Here is a 19,352-nt window from a genome sequence, read left to right as displayed (position 1 = left end):
TCAACCTCATCTGTATCTTACGAATTAACTGGTTGAACAGCAATGCTACGGGCCAATTCACGACCTATGGCAATTTGCTGTTTAAACATACCCACCACCACAGGACCTGCAGGAACAACCTCTTCGCAAGTCACAATGGCCCCTTCGGAAATACCGAACCGAATTGCCTGCGACCGGATAATTTCATTAGGAATATTCATAATTCTAATTTTTTGCCCTCTTTTGCATTTATCCAGTGTCATGGTATTCCCTCCAAAGCTTTATGTAATAGATAATGGTTATCAGTGTCAATTTAATTATAATTGTACCCTTAGTACAAGGCAAGGTTTTTTTGTTGTAATGGCTCATGACATAAGGCCTTCTTAAGGCTTACACACTACAGTACAATACACCTGCATTAGTGGACTTGGCACCGCCACTGGAGATAAAATTTCTTGGTTTAGTTTATGTTTCACTGGGAACAATAGTTCTGAAAAGGAGGCATTTTTATATGGTTAAAGCAAATTTGGAAGGTCTAAAAATTGCATCGTTGTCCGAGGCTCAATTGAGCCTGTTAGGTGCAGCCCAAGCCGAATTGAATAATATAGTTAACGACGACGACAACCAAAAAATTATTCTTTTGCCCGTAATTCGGGATAAAGCTTAGGGAGGCATAATGCCTCCCTAATAGTTAACGTATTTTTTGACTAATTGTTTGCCAAAAACTTGCGTCTTCAAAACCCAATCGCCAAAAACCAACGCCACCCAATTTATAAGATTTTACCAAGCCCAATTTTATACCAAGACTGTATTTATTTTCGAACCATACTTCATGCTGTTCGGTACCATTCCAATAATAAAAATAGGGTGTATTGCTGGCATTGTCCCAACGAACCTGGGCACCTTTTTGATAAACTAGGCTGTTTATATCTTTCCACTTAACGGTTCGCGTTTTGGCCGAAGACCAATCATAGCCATAGCCAGCCAAACCCAACAGAACTTTTTGTGCAGGCATTTGGCTGACTGCATAGTCTAATACACTTTGCACCCAGGGCAAAGAAGCAACTGAGCCAGGTGCACCACCAAACCAGTGCTCGTCATAGGTCATTAGCATCACGTAATCACATACTTGTCCCAGTTCTTTATAGTTGTAGGCGCCAGACCATTGATTATTAGGCAGATCACTATTCTTAGCAGGTACTGCTGCTGTAAGAGTATAACCTCCAGGTTTTAGTAGCCCCTTCAATTCCCATAGGAATTTACTATAATCGTTTCTATACCGACTAGGAACCGCTTCCAAGTCAATATTTACGCCAGCATAACCATATTTTTTAACTAACGAAAGAATATTATTGGCTAATTTCCATCTCTTATTAGGGTCCCCCAAGACCGCAGCTGCAGAGCCAGAATCCATTCCGCCGCTATACATGTTATGTATGACTAATAAAGGTTTTACGTTTTTTTGTTTTGCTAGAGTTACACCCTCTGTGGGCATAAAATCAGTGATTAAATCACCATTACTATCTATTCTGGCAGAAAAAGTTGCTACATAATCCATATTGCTTGCATATTTGGCCAGGGAATTATATGAATCTTTGTCTGTATACCAATCCTTTGCATAATAACCCATGACAACTGGTTTTGACTGACCTGCCTCAACCGGAGCTGGGAAGACCATAATATTAAAGGCTAACAGGTACAGAAATAGCAGTCCGTAGGTTGTCCACTTTCTTTTTGTCATAATTCCTCCTGTCAGATTTATTGGGCTTAAGCCCTATATTAAATCTTAACAGGAAGCAAATCTTTGATGAACCCCTATAATATTGTCAGTTCTGACAATTGGTTCCTCTTATTGGTTCCTCTTATAGATGTTGTTTTCTTATTCTATGGTATTATTCATAATCAGCAAGGATTTACAAAAAAGCTTAGAGAATATATTATTTATATTTGTCTGTAAAGTATGTTTTGAGGTGAAACTATTGTCAGAAATTTATTACTGGCTCTGGCTAAATAAAATACTATTTGCACCTTTATCCGCCTTCCTGATTGCCCAGTTAACCAAAGGAATTCTAGCAAGCATCCAAAGTAAAAAATGGAACTTGAACAGATTTTTTGAAGCCGGAGGTATGCCCAGCTCCCACTCGGCAATGGTAACGGCACTGGCTACCGCTGCAGGTCTTCAATATGGTTGGTCTTCTTCTCTATTTACCATTACCGCTATTTTTGCCATTATTGTAATGTACGACGCTATGGGTGTCAGACGGGCAGCTGGTATTCATGCTAAGATTTTAAACCAAATGCTTGAGGAAATGGGACGTCAGGATGGGAAACAAAATCTAAAGGCCCTCAAGGAATTGATTGGCCATACCCCTTCGGAAGTAGTGGCTGGGGCAATACTCGGGGTTATCATGGCAACTGTGGTTTTTTAATAAGGAGATAGAATTTTGCTTAGTTCATTAAATTTACGACCTAGGGACTATGGCTTTATTGTTTTGTTATTTATTACAGAATTAGCTAGAAGTGCTTTTTTCCTAACTTTTTGGCCCCTTTATTCTGTTAACTATTTAGGTTTTTCAGTTTTTACTACGGGTCTTGTAGTGACAGGACATTACCTTACTGAAACACTTTTAAAATCCCTGGCAGGGTCCCTATTGGATAAACAAGGACGTCCTATATTAATACTAGGACTATTTATCAGCTTTCTTTCTTTGCTGGGTCTATATTACGTTGAATCTGTTTGGCCCGCTTTATTGCTATCTGGTCTCTTTGGGCTTGGCTTTACTCCTGTATGGCTTGCAGTTATCAGCAATGTTGCTCCTACCGGTTGTTCTGATCGGGCCGCCAGAATGGGGCTTGTTTTTTCTGCCTGGCTTCTGGGAATGGGTGTGGGTCCTGTGGGAGTTAATTTTGTGTTGTCAGCAGGCTACCGCAATACTTTTCTCGGTTGCATTATTTTATGGGGCTTCAGCCTATTTATTGGTTTTCTTATTCCCTTTGTTGCCAAGACTACCAGTATAAATTTTACAATAATGGATCAAATTAAAAAACTAACCGCAAACCCCATGGTGATTCAGATCTTACTGCCGGGAATGTTTTTACAAACTTTAGCCGTCAGTTTATTACTACCTATATTGCCCATCTATGCTACCAAGACACTAGAACTAACCTCCCAACAGTATGGCTTACTTCTAAGCGCAGGTGGTGCAACGGCTGTCCTCTTTCTGGTTCCTATGGGTAAATTGGTTGATCGTTTCCCATTACCAAAGCTTTTGTCATTAGGCTTTCTTTCCTGTTCCTTTTTACTAATTCTTTTTCCCAGTATTCGAGATTTAAAAGTCATTGTTCTCTTGGTAATCCTAGTTGGATTTTCCTATGCCATAATCCTCCCAGCCTGGAATTCTCTTTTGGCAAGGGCAATTCCTGAGGAGCAACAGGCTACGGGTTGGGGCATTTTTACAACCCTAGAGGGACTGGGTATTGCATTAGGTCCTTCTCTGGGTGGGGCCATTGCCTCTATTCTTTATCCAGCAGGAACTATCTATATGAGTGCCTTTGTTCTTGCAAGTATGGGGCTGTTTTATGTATTTTATCCCTTAGAAAACATAATGAAAACCAGGAGTGAATAAAGATGTCCTTTAACCTCTTTGAACTTGCTGGCATTGTCATTTTGCTCTATATGTTATTACCAACATTCTTTGGTAGAATTCTTAAGGTGGGGACCTATTGCAAAGGAAGTAAAAACTGGGATAAAGTGGCCCTAACCTTTGATGATGGCCCCGATCCTTACTATACATCCCAAGTACTAGATATACTTAGACTTTACAATGCTAAGGCAACATTTTTCTTGGTAGGCAAACATGCTGAAAAACATCCAGATTTAATTAATCGAATCAAATCTGAAGGTCATAGTCTGGGAACCCATGGTTATAACCACTGTTTTGCCTGGTTTCAAGGGCCTTTAGCAGCACTGCGGGAAATTTATTTAGGACGAAAATCTATTCAGTCCATTACTAATCATTCACCACAGTTTTTTCGCCCTTCCTGGGGTGTCTTTAACCTTGTAACCTACCTTTATGTCCTATGTACAAAAGACAAGACAATACTGTGGAGTTTTATGACCTGGGATTGGGACCATAAGGCTTCGCCAGAAAGCATTCAGAACATCGTGTCGCGCAAAGTTAAGCCTGGATCAATTATTGTCTTTCATGATCATAGTGAAGGGTTTGGTGCATCAGCAAAGGGACCTTCTCAAATGGTACAAGCCTTGCCCTTTATATTACAAAAACTTAAAGAAAAAAATCTTCAAGCCGTCAATATGGAGGATTTTATAGGATATGGAAGCGTTGGCATAATCAAGAAGAACTTACGTAGGTTATGGCAAATTTGGGAGTTTTGCTTTGCTCGCATGGCGGGTCTAAAGTTGGTAGGTAATGATAAGCATGTGTTATTTCGTCTGGCTATACGAAACTATCGAGGAAAAGAAATGAGGCTACCAGATGGTACATTATTATCTCCCGGTGATAAAGTAATTGAGCTTCATTTAAATAATGATTTTCTACAAAAAATTACTACAAGCGCCCGTTCGCTGGAAGCAACAGCCATTGGCCTATTAAGAGAAACCCGCCGTTCCTTACCACTACTTGCCCAAGCTGTTTACCAAGATCCAGCCTGTCAAGGGACAAAGGCTCTGATAGGTGTTACTATGATTCACAGAGGAACAAGACAATTGGGTTTTACGGTTTACGACTTGCCCCCAGTTATTGGCACTATTGTAGCTTGGTATCAGAGATGGTTGCTTTTTTTACTACATCCTGGTGGGCTATCCCATATTCACCGCCAGTGGAACAAGTTGGTCCCAAAAAAGGTAGTTATTTCTCGGCAAGAGCTCTTGAATAGGTATTTAAGTCGTTAGCTTTTAGTCCTTAGCTATTAGCCTTGAGTTTTTAAAAGCTAATAGCTAAGGGAGCGGAAATACCAATCCTGCCTGTGGAAGAAGTATGGCTTGGTAATCTGGACCATGTTTTTGAACAAGCATCCTTTCGGCTTCATGCCAATCTTGAGCATTTTTCATATGTGGTACAGGGTTTTGGTTTCTAGCAAACTCAGAGATGACAATAACTTCTATCTTTTTTAGCTCCTGACACAGTACATAGGCTTTATGTCCACCTAAAACGAATCCTTTTTGTTCAAATCTACTGACTATCTCTTCTGGATTGTTACCCTTATTCAGCCACTCCTCAAATAGTGGTTCACCCATACCCTCTGTACATTCTCCAATTAAAACTAGAGTCCCACCTGGCTTCAGCAACCTAGCACCATTGACCAGTGCCTTTATAGCTTGATAGAGGTTGAGATCCCGAGGATATCCTCCAGCCCCCGCAATTACCACCTCCACTGGTTCGGGTAACTGTAAACTATAGATACTGTTGCAGTACTGACATCCTTCATACCAGGCTTTTTCTAGGTCACCGGTTAGACATTTAACAATTTTGTTCTGATCATTTAACACTACATGTATGCTGAAGTCCACCCCCACCATTTTTGCCGCTTCTAACATTTGTTTATGTATGGGATTGTTCTTAATTTTTCCAGGCCCCACCTGGGATCGTGTCATCATGCTATGGTTTTCCTCAATGGTCTTTCTACCGGCCACGCCAGGTAAAATCAACTTTGGTCCCCCAGAAAAACCAGCCAGATTATGCGGCATTATACAGCCAATAACAATAACCAGGTCCGCTTCTACCACTTCTTTATTTATCCATAGTTCTGTGCCATCGGCTAAGTAACCAACCTCTACCAGATTGTTATCACAATCATGGTTAATAAAGATGTGATTTTTAGCCAGCTGACCGAAAACTGTTTCAATTTCTTGCTCCGTATTGGGTCTGTGAGCCCCGGTTGCTATGATGAATTTTATTCGCTGTTTTAGGGTTACGTTTATCTGTATTTCCTCCATAAGGGCATCAAGAAGATCTTGATAAGGTATTGGTCTGGAGATATCCGTAACAAGGATAGCAATGTTAACAGGCTGCTTATCTTTTATAATTTCCTTTAATCTGGGGCTGCCTATGGGATTTCTTAGGGCCCTTGAAATTTCTTGAACTGGGTCAACAGAAAGAGGTAGTTCCGGGGCTAAAATGTCGACAATATTTGTCTTCTCAATAGCAACCGTCATTATATTACGTCCGTAAGCAAAATTTATTTCCATTGCACACCTCCGCCTTTGTTAGTGTACCCAGTATTTTAGCCTTCAGCCATCAGCCTTCAGCTTTTGTCGTATACCATAAACCCTGAATCCTTGTGTATTTGCTTATATTCCACTGTATTTTATTTGATGTTTTTGTCGAATATGTTATGGATTGTTATAAGAATAATTGGTTTTATCCTTAGTTTGCCCTTAATATCTCAGATATTGGATGCCATAATATAAAAAACACTACAGTAACCTGTAGTGTCTTAAGATTTTATAACTGACAGCAATGTTTATTTAATATTAGCTGGTCTTTCTGCAGCTTCAACACTTATGTTTATAGTCTTTCCCTTGCGGAATACTTCTACTTCTACCTTGGCACCTATTTTCGTCTTCTGCAAGGTTTTAATCAGCGTATTAGGGTCTTCTATCTTAGTGCCATCTATGGTTAAAACAATGTCACCTTCCTTAATACCGGCTTTATCCGCTGGTCCTCCCGGTACAACTCCAAAGATCACTGCTCCAGTTGATCCTTCATAACCTAAATAATTTGCAATGTCTGGTGTAACCTGTTGAATTTGTACTCCCAGCCAAGGCCTTTGTACTTTGCCCTGTTTAATCAAGTCATCGATAATCTCTTTTACGGTGCTGGTGGGTATTGCAAATCCGATGCCCTGGGCCTGAGCATTAATGGCTGTATTAATTCCAATGACTTCACCATTTAAGTTTAGCAAGGGACCTCCACTGTTTCCGGGATTGATAGAAGCATCTGTTTGCAATAGATGCTCAAAGGTGCGGTTATCTATCTCTAGAGGTCGTTCTTTAGCACTTATTACACCGATTGTGACAGTATCTTCCAAGCCAAAGGGACTGCCAATGGCAATAACCCAATTACCTACCCTGATTTTGTTTGAATCTCCCAAGTTTAAGGTAGGAAAATTATTTCCTTCTATCTTCAACACAGCCAAGTCCATTGATGGATCTGCCCCTACCAACTTGGCCTCAAAGGGCTTTTGATGCCCTTTTACAAGTACACTTATTTCTTGAGCTGCATCAATAACATGTTCATTAGTCAAGATGTAGCCGTCCTTTGAAATGATAAAACCTGAACCTAAACCACTCTGGTATTGAGGCTGTGGACTTATTCCAAAAAATTGTCGAAAAAATGGGTCGTTCTGGAAGGGATTATTGTTATATCCTGCTACTTCAACCACTGTGGTAATTTTAACTACAGCAGGACTAACCTTATCAACAATATTAGCTATGGTATCAGGCCCTACTCCGGGAAGGCTAGCATCCGCTATTCCTTCCTGACGCTGACTTGTTTCTTCCTTAGGAGTAATATCCTTAATTAAGGTACAACCTGCAGCAAACATGATGCCTGATAGAAATGCTATAATCAAGGTATAAAACGCTATGTTCCTCCACTTGGACATATAATCAACCTCCCTGTTATATTATAGTATTATCTGATCTGTTCATAAATTTATCAATTTTGGAGAAGTTATTGGAAAATTTAAAAATCCTGACTAGGCCAGGATTTTCACAAACTTTTGTTTTTTAATTCCTGTCCAAGCTTAGAAAAATCAATATCATTGACAACTTTACAAATTGTTACATTTCTACATTCAAGCAGATCTATCTCTACTGTTTCCTGAAAGGAGTTTTTATCCCTATTTATCAAAAGCCTTACTTTTGGATATAAGGAAAAGCCCTTTTTCGTACTAACAACCACTGCAATTTCACCAGAACTCAATTCAACAATTGTTCCTGCGGGATATGCAGCAATGTTTGATAAAAAAGGTTGAATAATATTAAAATCAAATAAGTAATTACCAGACCCAGCAATCATCTCATAGGCTTCGTGGGGGGGAAACGCCCCTCTGTACACCCGATTTGCCGTTAAAGCATCATACATATCCACCATACCAGTAATTTGAGCAAATTGATGAATCTCTGAATCCTTTAAGTTCTGAGGGTACCCTTCTCCATTATACCTTTCATGGTGTTGGTATACGACCATACGAGAAAGACTGCTAACATGGGGATTTTTGCTAAGAATATCCAAACCATAGGCTGGGTGCTTTTTTACCTCAGCATATTCCTCCTCTGTTAATCGGCCAGGCTTATCCAAGATATTTTTAGGCACAAATATTTTCCCGATATCATGCAATAAAGCCCCCATACCAAGATGAAATAACTTTGGACGCTCAAAACCAAGAGAGATACCTGTCATTAATGCCAATACACACACATTCACAGAATGTGCGAAAACATAATCATCCATCGTTCGTATATCAACTAGTTCTACAATAAGTTTTGTATTATCCAGCAACTGGTCTATGATATCATTTATCGTGGGATAAATTTTGCTTGTATCTGAAATGTCACCACCCATTGATTTTGAATGTGCCTGCAGTAAACTTTTTACCTGTTGTATTGCCTTTACCCTTGTCTCTTCGGGAATTACATCATCCACCTGAATATCTGGTAAGAGACCATCATCGATATATAACGAATGTAAACCTAATAATTTTAAACGCGATATATATTTCTCGCTCAGTACCACCCCAGCATTTAAGAGTATTTGACCACTGCTGTTTCGAATTGGCCGTCCAACCTTCATGCCAGGTTTAATGAAATCCATTGATAGCCGTCGCATAATGTACCTCCACAAAAATGCTCAGTAAACTATTCTACTATTAACATTAAATTCCTCTGAAAAAACACATTTTTTTCAGAGTTCTTGCTAATATTTTAAGCTTGGAGGATCTTACAGTTGTCGTTTTGTGCAATTTTTGGGCTACCACATGTTCAAAATTGAATAAACCTGTGTATAAACATTAAATTTTTTTGCAATATCAGTCAAAATTATTTGTTCTTACATGATAAAAAACTCCCTTTAACATTTTAAAGGGAGTTTTTTAAACATGAATCTTGTATTGATTATTTATTTATGCTAGTATCAAATCAAATTCCGGAAACAAAGACAGCCAAGGCGACAGCCCTGGTAAAAAAATACTCATATACTACAATAATCATTACGACAACAACTAAGTTGTCACTACCTTATGGTTATTGTAGCACTTCAAGGGCACATTAGCAATAGGTTGCAACGGAATTTTAAAAAAATATTTAGGAGGTGCTGCCCTTTACAGAAAATACTCAAGAATTGTTGTCACTTACTTTCTTGTTATTTCCCAACGGGGTTACCTCATATTTTTGGTGTTCTAATGTGTCTCCATTTCGGAATTCTAAAACTATAATAACCATGGAGGGATTTATATGACAAATATGACAATGAACGATTTTATAAACTGGGCGCAGGCTGAAATGGATCGTTGCAATATTCATAATGAAATAGAAACCAGTAAGAAGATGGTAGAGATTATGAAAAAGTTTTTTGCAGTTGGTCGCGAGGATTCAATAGCTACTGATAAAAATTAGTTAGTATAGACTCTTTCTATATCTTTAATTAAGGTCAACGGCTGTAGTAGCCTCTGACCTTTTTTATTTTAGTTCCTTACCGTTGTTAATCAACTTGTAAAAACAGCAATACATTTATTCTAGCATGAATTAAATGTTTTTGACAAAAAAATAATAATCCTTCTTATAGTTTTGATTTTTATTATATGTTTTTATATTTACCCTTCAAATTTTAGAGGAAAAATTTAGTAAACCATTGAAATAGTACACTAGCATAAAAACCATGTAAAGCTCTATCTTATATACTTGTGAAAGCTTTGAGTTTTAATGCAGGATTTTAATCTTTAATAAAGGTGGGCGAATGATGGTATTAACTTTTTTTCGGAATTTAAAGTTGGGTATGAAAATTCTCCTTAGTTTTGTTATGATCCAAATCCTTTTACTGGCCATTGGCTTAAACTGTATTCTAGCAACAAGAGATATTGATAGAAGGATTTACGAAATTGAAGAAGTTAACCTTAAAGCTACTCTGGCCCATAACATCGAAGCTAATTTCTTAAGTGCTAATTCTAATATAAGAGGTTTTTATGGATTTGGCGATGAACAGTTAAAACAAAATTACCTAAATGATATGCAGCAAATGCTTGCTAACGGAAAAAAGTTAATGACAATAATTGAAACATCAAAACAAGAGCAGCTTAGACAAATAATTAGTAGCTCTGAAGAATATGCAAAAATTGTAGAAAGTGAATTTATTCCTGCCACAGAATTATATTATGTTGCTTGGGAATCAGATAACCTTGAACAACAAAAGGAAGCAGATTTAATTGTAACAGCAGCCCTTGAAAAGCTATTACCCTATACTGATGAAATTAATAAAACATTAAAGCAATTTGTAGAAACCAATGATGAAGAATTGAATACTGAAATTCTTTCTGTTCATAATCTTACCGAAGACATAAAAAGGACTGCAATTGTCATAAACATAGTGGCATTTATTATTGCTTTAGCTATGTCAAAACTCCTAACAGTCGGTATCAACAAACCTATTTTTCAACTTGCTACTGCTACTGGCAAAATGTCTGAGGGTGACTTTACTGGTTCTAATTCTTCTAATCCTGCGAAAGATGAATTAGGTCAACTGGCTAAGACCTTTGACCATATGAAACAAAACATAAGAACTTTAATAAATAATATTAACCTTAGTACAATAAATTTATATAATACAGCATCTAATCTAAGCAGCCATTCTCAACATACCTCAGCCAGTGCAATAGAAACAGCTTCAGCTATGTCTGAAATGGCTACCACTGTAGAAAAGGTTAATCAAAATATGCAAGTTATTTCTTCTACTTCCAAAATTGTTTCAGATCATGCTACTAAGGGAAATACTGAACTTACAGAGTTTACAAAACAAATGCAAGTCATCACAACCTCATCCGAAAATGTATTCCAGTCTATTAACGAGCTTAATATAAAAACCCAGGAGATTCGTGGTATCGTAGAGCTTATAACCAACATTGCAGATCAAACAAACTTACTTGCATTAAATGCTGCCATTGAGGCCGCCCGAGCTGGTGATCATGGCAGGGGATTTTCAGTGGTTGCAGAAGAAGTACGCAAATTAGCAGAGAAGTCAGCCCAAGCTACTAAGGAAATTAGCAACTTAATCCTATCCATTGTTAAGGAAAATGAAATAGTTACTGAAGATATTAGAAAAACTAACCGTGAAGTAAAACTTGGTCATCAGGTCATTGAAGGTGTAGGGTACAGCTTCCAAGAAATTATAGCATCAATCCAAGGATTAAATGAACAAATTAATGATGTCGCATCAGCTATACAACAGTTGACTTCAAGCATTGAAAATGTGGCTGCTACTACGCAAGAACAAACTGCCACCATAGAAGAAGTTGCATCTACAGCCGAATATTTATCCGGTCTTTCAGATCAACTTACCAACGTAGTAAGTAAATTCAAAATATAAAACCCCGCTAGCGGGGTTTTATATTTTGCGTCCAAAAGAAAGCATAACTTTTTTGACATAAATTAAAGCAAACTAAGACTGACGCCATACCCTAAAATATTTAAGAGTTGACGTCAGTCAGTATTCTATTTAATTTAGAAGCCTTTCATTGGGTTGGGTCCAAATTCTTCTAAGTCTTCAGCGAACTTATCAATGATCTTAGGAAGTTCAGCATAATCCATAATGTTAATCTGTACCATGCGAACACGGTCAGACTCTAAGCCAAGGCGATCCAATGTCTCAGAAACCTTGGACAAACGAATTTCTGCTAATTCAGAGCCCTTCATAAAGTGGCATTGATAGTCATCACCATGTTTACATCCTAATAACATTACACCATCAAAGCCTTTAGACATGGAATCGGCAATCCATACTAAGTTCAGAGAACCAAGACATCTTACGGGAATGATACGTACCCAAGAGTTATACTTCAAGCGGTTGATACCAGCCATATCAAGGGCAGGGATAGCATCATTTTCGCAAGCCAAGATAAGAATTCTTGGTTTTTCTTCATCCTCTTCGGGAACCTCAACTGCCTTAACCATATTACCAATCATACCCACCGAGTAGTTCTTAAAGGAGATAATCCGTTCTGGGCAAGCACCCATACAGGTACCGCACCTTCTGCAGCGGGTAGGGTTGGGTAGTGGGTTACCCTTTTCATCTTCGTTAATTGCACCAAAGGGACATTCTTCAGTACATCTCTTGCACTGAGTGCAACGCTGTAATGCAAATTCAGGATAGGACAGATCGCCACTTCTCGGATGGACAGCTGCTCCACCAGCTGTGACTTCTACACATTGGATGGCCTTAAGGGCAGCACCAGCTGCATCGCTGACAGCCTTCGCCATATCCATAGGTGCCCTAACACTTCCGCAGGCATAGATACCAGTACGACGGGTTTCATAGGGGAAACAAATAAAGTGGGAATCAGGGAAGCCATATTTCAAGTTAGGTAATTCGGGACCTTGTCTGTATTGCAGATTAAGGATGTTTTCTGCAACTTCCTGAGCAGCAGCAGCATCTTCAGCAGCTTTAGTGGAAGGAATCATACCGTTTGCCAGTACAACATAATCAACCTCATCCACCATTGCATCTCCGCCCAGCAACATATCTTCGGCTTCAACCACTAACTTACCATCAGCTTCGCTGACTTCTTTAATTTCACCCTTGATAAAAACTGCACCGTTTTCTTGGGCTGCCTTATAGAAATGTTCGTATTGACCAGAACTACGAACATCCTTATAGAACACATAGGTCATAGCTTCAGGTGCTAATTCCTTAAGAATCATAGTTTGTTTCAGGGTTTCCACGCAGCAGGCTGCAGAGCAGTAAGGCAGACGTTCTACATCCCTAGATCCAGCGCACTGGATAAAGACTACTTTTTGGGCATCTATACTACCAGACTTAGCAAGTTCTTCAAATTCTACCTGAGTAATAACATTAGGGTATTTACCATAACCCAGATAATCGAGGCTGTCTACATTGGGCTTAGCTCCAGTTGCCAAAACAATGGCACCGACACGCTCAGCAGCTATGGTACCGCCCTGATTAATTTCAGCATCGAACATTCCTGGGCCACCAGCAATTTTTTCAATTACAGCACCAGTATAAACTTTAATGTTGGGGTTTGCTTCAATTTCAGCCACACGACCAGCAACATTGGGGTCTTCTGGCTCTGTGAAGGGAGCAGCCATAGGAGTTGTTTTGTAAACTTTATTTAACCAACCACCCAGTGCTGCTTCTTTTTCAACTAGAACTACAGGATAACCAGCCTTACCAGCTTCTAAAGCTGCGGTCATGCCAGCTAAACCGCCACCAACAACCAACACGGTCTTGGAAAGGTTTTCTCCAATATATGGAGTAGGAGCCTCAGCTGATTTTGTCTTTTCACATCCCATACGAATCTGGTCTTCAGCCAGCATTTGAGTATCTTCATCGTCTGCCTCGTGACTCCAAATAACCTGTTCACGCAGGTTTACTCGTTCCACAAAGATACCGGGGAAATTAAATACATCACCATTGACACGGCTAGAGCAGGCAGCGATTATAGCACCATCTATACCCTGAGCTTCAATTTCAGCCTTGATTAATTCAACACCTTCTGCAGAACAGAGGTATCCATGTTCTTTGCATACAGGAACCTTATATTCTTTAGCTGCCACTTTGGTTAAAGCCGCTGTATCGAGGGCTTCGCCAATGCCGCAACCAGTACACATGAAAAATCCTAGTTTTTTAGCCATTGTCTTACCCCCTTACCGTAGATTGGATGGCTTTAAGAACAGCAGCGGTCGCACTTTGAACGGAAGAAGCTACATCTCCCGGTTTTGCTACACAACCAGCAGCATAAATACCAGGTACAGAACCACTTTGAACAAAGCCGTCTACATCATAAGCCACTGCCGCGGGTACTTTAGCAGCAACTGTGGCAGGTGCCATACCAGTGGCCAATACTACCATGTCATACTTCAGTTGGGTAATCTCTTGGGTATTTTGATTTTCTGCAATAACGATAACATCTTTAGCAGCATCTTCCAAAATTTCAGAAGGCTTACCTTTAATCATGTTAATATCATACTCTTTAATCCTATTGTAGAAGTCCTCATGCTTACCCATTGCGCGAATATCCATATAATAAATGGTAACCTTAGCATCTGGGTATTGTCTCTTAACGTAATCAATTTGCTTCAGAGTTGCCATGCAACAAACTGATGAGCAAGTCTTCTGATGGTTCTCATCGCGGGAACCAGCACATTGTACGAAGGCAATGTTCTTAGGTTCATTACCATCTGATGGACGGAGAATTTTACCTTGGCTAGGTCCTGTAACGGAAGCAAATCTTTCCATCATAATATTGGAAACAGCATTGGTAACAGTGCCACTGCCATAGTTTGCTATTTTTTCTACTGGGTAGGAATCCCAACCAGTGGCCCAAATAATAGCACCTACATTGATATTCATGGTCTTAGCAACCATGTTTAGGTCTATGGCCTTTACTTCACATGCTTCAACACATTTACCACAGGAAGCACCGGTGCAGGCTGTGTTATCAATGATATATTTCATTGGGTAAGCAAAGGGTTGAGGCAGGAATATAGCTTTGGTCTTATCAAGACCGAAGTTAAAGGCATTGGCTCTCTCAACTGGACATACTTCGGAACATTTACCACAGCCTGTACAACCCTCGTTCACGTAACGAGGATTCAGTTTAATAGAAACATCGAAGTTACCTTCTTGACCAGCAATACCCTCAACTTCAGCTAATGTAATAACATGAATCTTGGGATTCTTCTTAATTCTTTGATAATTAATTTCCAAACCGCAGTTTGGCGGGCATAATTTTGGGAAATATTCGTTTATTTGGGATACTTTACCGCCCAGGTAAGCATTCTTTTCAATTAAGAATACTTCATAACCTACTTCGGCGGCTTCCACAGCAGCGGTAATACCACTTATACCGCCACCCACTACTAATATGCTTTTATTTGCCATTTTCTCACTCCCTAGTCCAGTTGTTAACAATGCATTGGATAGGTGCTTAAAACGTAAAAATTAAGGCCATGCCAGGTTTTTAGTAACACTCGGCTCCCGCCTGGCTAATATTAGGTATTTCCTGATATTAGCCACACGGAAGCCATTTAATATAAAATACAAATGCAAAAAAGCCAGGCACCCTCTAGGCCACCTGGAGTAAAGGGCCCAACAAGCGCTTTGCACCCAGGCCTTCTTTTTTTAATAGCCCGTGGCCGTAGGGCCACGGGCCTTATAACTATTCAGCTATCTATTTAACTATAATAAGGTGCTTAATTAGTCAACCAGACGGATGATGGGGCGTTTAATCATTTCCCAAGCACCGGTAGCTGCATCATACTTGCAGTTGCAGAATACTTCCCACTCTGGATCTAACTTGGGAAGGTCAGCACGGAAGTAGTAGCCGGGGAAACGGGTTTCTTCACGGAACAGCATAGTGCGAATGTGAGATTCAGCCTGTAGGGTTCTATGAATGTTTTCCCAAGCTCTCATTAATTCGTGCAGGTCACGGGCAGCAAGCTTTTGACTATCTTCTTTCAGCATACCTAAAAGCTCTAAGCCAACTTCCAGCAGAGTCTTGGAGGTGGTAAAGTTAGCAACAACACCGCCAGCGTACTCGTCCATCATCTTCTGAAGACGGAACATGTACATCTTAGGCAGGATGTAGTTGGGGTTAACATCGGGATCGGTGGAGAAGCCACTGAACTCTTCCCAAACAGCCATAGGCTTAAGGATTTTAGCTTTTAATTCTTCAACCTTAGCATCATCAATGTTAGGCTCTTGGTTGTTTTCTACTACGAAACGAACGATTGATTTACCAGCAATACGTCCTTCAGCATGGGAGCCGGAGGAGAACTTGTGGCTGGAAGCACCAGAAGCATCGCCAGCAGCGAACAGACCTTTAACGGTGGTCATGTTGGTGTAACCCCACTGATATTCAGCAGGAGCAATGTCAGCAGGACCGGAAACCCAAGCACCGGAAGCACCGGAGTGAGAACCGATGAAGTAAGGTTCAGCAGCAGCGATTTCAGAGTGTTTCTCTTCGGGAGCAATGTTGGAAGCAGCCCACAGCAGAGCTTGTGCAATGGTCATATCTAAGAAATCTTCCCAAGCTTCGCTTTCCAGTTCCTTCATTTTCTTCTTGAAGGCCTTGGGATCGTCTTCGTATTTCTTAGCTAAGTTTCTAATAGCTTCGTCAGTCTCCATGAACAAGGGGCCTTTGCCATCGCTTACATCCAGCATACCGAGGTAGTTACGCAGGTTAGCAGGGATTGGCTTAACTTTGCCATAGGGACCCCAGTTATCTAATTCACTGCGACGGGTAACCATATACTCTTCACCAAAACCGTTAACAGCACGGGATTTGAAGAGTAGGAACCAAGCGCCTACAGGGCCGTAAGCATCTTTAAAGCGTACAGGGATGAAACGAACTTCTTGACAGGTCATTTCAGCACCAGCAGCCATTGTGAAGTAAGCAGAGGAACCAGAGCTAAAAGGAGGATACCAGGAACGTCCTAAACCTTCACCAGTGGAACGAGGCTTGAATACGCCTACTGCACCACCCATGGAAGCCAGAACAGCTTTAGCCTTGAATACATAAATTTTTTCTTCACGGGTACTGAAACCAATAGCACCAGCAATTCTGTCGCCATCCATGATGGGTTCACAGATGTAAACACGCTCATAAATGTTGTCGCTACCCAGAGCTTTCTTAGCAGCTTCAGCAACGATAATCTTGTAGGATTCACCGTTTAACATGATTTGCCAACGGCCACCACGAACGTAGTTACCTTCGTCGTTGGTCCAGATGGGGAGACCCCATTTTTCAAACAGGTGAACGGAAGAGTCAACGTGACGAGCGATGTCAGCGACTTGGTCATCACGAGCAATACCCATTAAGTCATTCTTAACATACTTAACATAATCTTCAACGGTGTTTTCGCCTTTAGCAATACCTAGGTATTGGTTGATAGCGGACAGACCCATTGCAACAGCACCAGAACGGTCCATAGCAGCTTTGTCAACCAAAGTTACTTTTAAACCTTGTTTCTTAGCCCAGTAGGATGCTTCAACGGCTGCACCGCAAGCTGCCATACCGCCACCAAGAATAAGAATGTCGGTATTAACTACTACAGTTTCAAAGTTCGGCATTATATTTTAACCTCCTCCGATAGTTAGTTATCTCAATTACTTCTTCAGGCCAGGAAGTTCAGCAGTACCGATAGAATAGGGCTCAGTAAAGAGAACAGGGCTGTTCAGATCTTCTTGATCTAAAGCATAGCCACCGTCGATAATAGCAGAACCTTCTTCAGTGGTACGGATGGGGAACTTAAAGCGCTTCAGCATGCCATTACGGAACTTAACAGTCCACATAATGCTGTCGGAGCTTCTCAGAGGTACACAGCTGGCGCCCATGGGAACGAAGTCAGCATAACCACGAACGTCGATAGCCTGTTGAGGGCAAATCTTAACGCAGCAGTAGCACTCCCAGCATTGGGATACGTCACGGTTATAGGCTTTCATTTTTCCTTTGTCCAGAACCATCAGATCGTTGGGGCAGATGTACATGCAAGCGGTTTTGTCTTGACCTTTGCAACCATCGCACTTTTCAGCAATTACAAAGCTAGGCATTTTTTTACCTCCCTATTGCTTAAATTTAAAGACTTTACGTCTTTAATTACTAAATATAAATATACCTTGTCTAAAATACTTGTCTCCTTACCACCTGCGATAAACTCGTTTTCGGAAAACTCCGATGGGTTTGTAGGTAGAACATTTTCAATATTGTCTTATTGATATAGTAGGGCCTATTAGAGGCTGCCACTATATCAAACTTCGACAATACATTGTATTTCGACAAATTATGTCAAGCTACCGACAACAACGATATGTCGTATATTGTAGAATATAAGTGTACTCTTAACATATTTAGTTTTATTTACATCCTACAAATTAGCAAGGAACTCAAGTAAGAATTACTTATTATTATCTAAGCTTTGATAGTACTTAGTGAGGATCTCCAGAACTTCTTTACGACCGAATTCCAACGGAGGCAGTTCGCCGCGGCCAAACATTTCACGAACTTTGGTACCACTGATGGCGATACGATCTTCTGGTCCGTGTGGGCAAGACTTTTCAGTAGCCATTCCCATGCACTTCTTGCAATAGTAAGCGGAGGTAACTTTGATGGGCTGGCAAAGAATTTCGCCGGGTTTAAAGGCATCAAAGATTTCCTGAGCTTGATAAGAAGTGTAGTAGCTGCCTACACCAGCGTGGTCACGACCAACAAGGATGTGGCTGCAGCCAAAGTTTTGACGGAAGATAGCGTGCAGGATAGCTTCTTTAGGACCAGCATAACGCATTTCCATTGGATATACACGCATTTCAATGGTTTTTTCGTTGAAGTAATACTTCATGTGAGCTTTATAAGCTTCAAAACGTACTTCCGCGGGAATGTCACCCTTCTTCAATTTACCAACGATGGGATGTAGGAACAGGCCGTCGCAAACTTCGTTACCGATTTTGCACAGAAACTCGTGGGAGCGGTGCAGTGGGTTACGGGTTTGGAATGCACAAACAGTGTTCCAGCCTTTGGATTCAAACAATGCACGGGTTTCAGCTGGGTGAGCATAATATCCAGCATATTTGGTAGCATAGCCCATTTCGGAGAAGGTTACGATGTCGCCACCGATGTATACTTCGCCTTGTTCCATAACCTTTTGTACGCCGGGGTGTTCAGCGTCATCGGTAAAGAAAGCAGCTTTGCATTCTTTAACTTTGTCATATTCATATTTTTCAGCTACAGTGATAATACCAACATAGATGCCACTCTCGTCGTCAACCAGAGCTTGTTCGCTGCCAATTTCGATGGTAGCAGCTTGTTCTTTAGTAACTGCTAGGGTTACAGGTAGGGGCCAAGCCAAACCATTGGCTAAGTGCATGTTATCAATTACACCCTCATAGTCTGCTTTTTTCATGAAACCAGTCAGAGGAGAGAATGCACCCATACCGAGCATTAAGCAGTCAGAAGCTTCACGAGAACTCATACGAATTACGGGCAGTTTTTCAGCCTTTGCTTGCCATTCAGCACGCTGCTCCCTAGGTACTAGTACCGGGGTCAGTTTGCCACCATGGGGTTGAACTAATGCCATTAACAACGCCTCCCTTATTAGATGTAATACTTGGACTTTGTCCTTATTTTGT

16 protein-coding genes are annotated in these 19,352 nt (G+C 40.5%); 6 read left to right on the top strand and 10 right to left on the bottom strand.

The window, feature by feature from the left end:
- Window positions 1-17: 17 nt before the first annotated feature.
- Window positions 18-242: a FeoA domain-containing protein gene (locus ACYQ03_RS16415; protein WP_459911039.1), complete on the bottom strand. Its 225-nt coding sequence runs from the start codon at window positions 240-242 to the stop codon at window positions 18-20.
- Between the two features lie 248 nt (window positions 243-490).
- On the opposite strand from ACYQ03_RS16415, the gene ACYQ03_RS16410 reads away from it, so the two are divergent.
- Window positions 491-646, top strand: coding sequence for a hypothetical protein (locus ACYQ03_RS16410; protein ID WP_459911038.1), 156 nt, complete (start codon window positions 491-493; stop codon window positions 644-646).
- 24 nt (window positions 647-670) lie between these two features.
- Here ACYQ03_RS16410 and ACYQ03_RS16405 read toward each other — a convergent pair whose 3' ends face one another.
- Complete coding sequence (locus ACYQ03_RS16405; RefSeq protein WP_459911037.1) at window positions 671-1,720, bottom strand: glycosyl hydrolase family 18 protein; 1,050 nt, start codon at window positions 1,718-1,720, stop codon at window positions 671-673.
- A gap of 229 nt (window positions 1,721-1,949) precedes the next feature.
- Between ACYQ03_RS16405 and ACYQ03_RS16400 the strand changes: the two genes are divergently transcribed.
- Genes ACYQ03_RS16400 through ACYQ03_RS16390 form a run of 3 tightly spaced genes read left to right on the top strand, consistent with a single transcriptional unit; the run spans window position 1,950 to window position 4,891 of the window.
- Window positions 1,950-2,408, top strand: a complete 459-nt coding sequence (locus ACYQ03_RS16400; RefSeq protein ID WP_459911036.1) for a divergent PAP2 family protein — start codon at window positions 1,950-1,952, stop codon at window positions 2,406-2,408.
- Window positions 2,409-2,423: 15 nt separating this feature from the next.
- Window positions 2,424-3,605: an MFS transporter gene (locus ACYQ03_RS16395; protein WP_459911035.1), complete on the top strand. Its 1,182-nt coding sequence runs from the start codon at window positions 2,424-2,426 to the stop codon at window positions 3,603-3,605.
- A 2-nt stretch (window positions 3,606-3,607) separates the two neighbouring features.
- Window positions 3,608-4,891 carry a polysaccharide deacetylase family protein gene (locus tag ACYQ03_RS16390; RefSeq protein ID WP_459911034.1) on the top strand — a complete coding sequence of 428 codons (1,284 nt, stop codon included), beginning with the start codon at window positions 3,608-3,610 and terminating at the stop codon, window positions 4,889-4,891.
- Between the two features lie 45 nt (window positions 4,892-4,936).
- Here ACYQ03_RS16390 and larAH6 read toward each other — a convergent pair whose 3' ends face one another.
- From larAH6 to ACYQ03_RS16375, 3 genes are all read right to left on the bottom strand, one after another.
- Entirely contained in the window at window positions 4,937-6,187 is a 1,251-nt protein-coding gene (gene larAH6 / locus ACYQ03_RS16385) for a nickel-dependent malate racemase, LarAH6 family (protein WP_459911033.1), read from the bottom strand.
- Between the two features lie 275 nt (window positions 6,188-6,462).
- A complete protein-coding gene (locus ACYQ03_RS16380; RefSeq protein ID WP_459911032.1) occupies window positions 6,463-7,605 on the bottom strand; it encodes a S1C family serine protease in 1,143 nt (380 codons plus the stop codon).
- 107 nt (window positions 7,606-7,712) lie between these two features.
- On the bottom strand, window positions 7,713-8,831 hold the full coding sequence (locus ACYQ03_RS16375) for an HD-GYP domain-containing protein (RefSeq protein ID WP_459911031.1): 1,119 nt from the start codon (window positions 8,829-8,831) through the stop codon (window positions 7,713-7,715).
- A 623-nt stretch (window positions 8,832-9,454) separates the two neighbouring features.
- On the opposite strand from ACYQ03_RS16375, the gene ACYQ03_RS16370 reads away from it, so the two are divergent.
- The gene (locus ACYQ03_RS16370; protein ID WP_459911030.1) at window positions 9,455-9,616 is read left to right on the top strand and encodes a hypothetical protein; all 162 of its coding nucleotides are present in this window, start codon (window positions 9,455-9,457) and stop codon (window positions 9,614-9,616) included.
- Window positions 9,617-9,956: 340 nt separating this feature from the next.
- Entirely contained in the window at window positions 9,957-11,579 is a 1,623-nt protein-coding gene (locus ACYQ03_RS16365; RefSeq protein WP_459911029.1) for a methyl-accepting chemotaxis protein, read from the top strand.
- A 134-nt stretch (window positions 11,580-11,713) separates the two neighbouring features.
- Here the strand turns inward: ACYQ03_RS16365 and ACYQ03_RS16360 are convergent, their stop codons facing one another.
- From ACYQ03_RS16360 to sat, 5 genes are all read right to left on the bottom strand, one after another.
- Complete coding sequence (locus ACYQ03_RS16360; RefSeq protein ID WP_459911028.1) at window positions 11,714-13,861, bottom strand: hydrogenase iron-sulfur subunit; 2,148 nt, start codon at window positions 13,859-13,861, stop codon at window positions 11,714-11,716.
- 4 nt (window positions 13,862-13,865) lie between these two features.
- Window positions 13,866-15,110 (bottom strand): FAD-dependent oxidoreductase, encoded by a 1,245-nt coding sequence (locus ACYQ03_RS16355; RefSeq protein ID WP_459911027.1) that lies wholly within the window; start codon window positions 15,108-15,110, stop codon window positions 13,866-13,868.
- 315 nt (window positions 15,111-15,425) lie between these two features.
- Window positions 15,426-17,300, bottom strand: a complete 1,875-nt coding sequence (aprA, locus tag ACYQ03_RS16350) for an adenylyl-sulfate reductase subunit alpha (RefSeq protein ID WP_459911026.1) — start codon at window positions 17,298-17,300, stop codon at window positions 15,426-15,428.
- Window positions 17,301-17,336: 36 nt separating this feature from the next.
- A complete protein-coding gene (gene aprB / locus ACYQ03_RS16345; protein ID WP_459911025.1) occupies window positions 17,337-17,780 on the bottom strand; it encodes an adenylyl-sulfate reductase subunit beta in 444 nt (147 codons plus the stop codon).
- Window positions 17,781-18,124: 344 nt separating this feature from the next.
- Window positions 18,125-19,300, bottom strand: a complete 1,176-nt coding sequence (sat, locus tag ACYQ03_RS16340; RefSeq protein ID WP_459911024.1) for a sulfate adenylyltransferase — start codon at window positions 19,298-19,300, stop codon at window positions 18,125-18,127.
- Window positions 19,301-19,352: the final 52 nt, after the last annotated feature.

The sequence above is a fragment of the Desulfotomaculum defluvii genome (assembly GCF_054657375.1).
The sequence above is the reverse complement of the archived record's forward strand: the minus strand, read 5'-3'. Positions and strand labels throughout refer to the sequence as shown.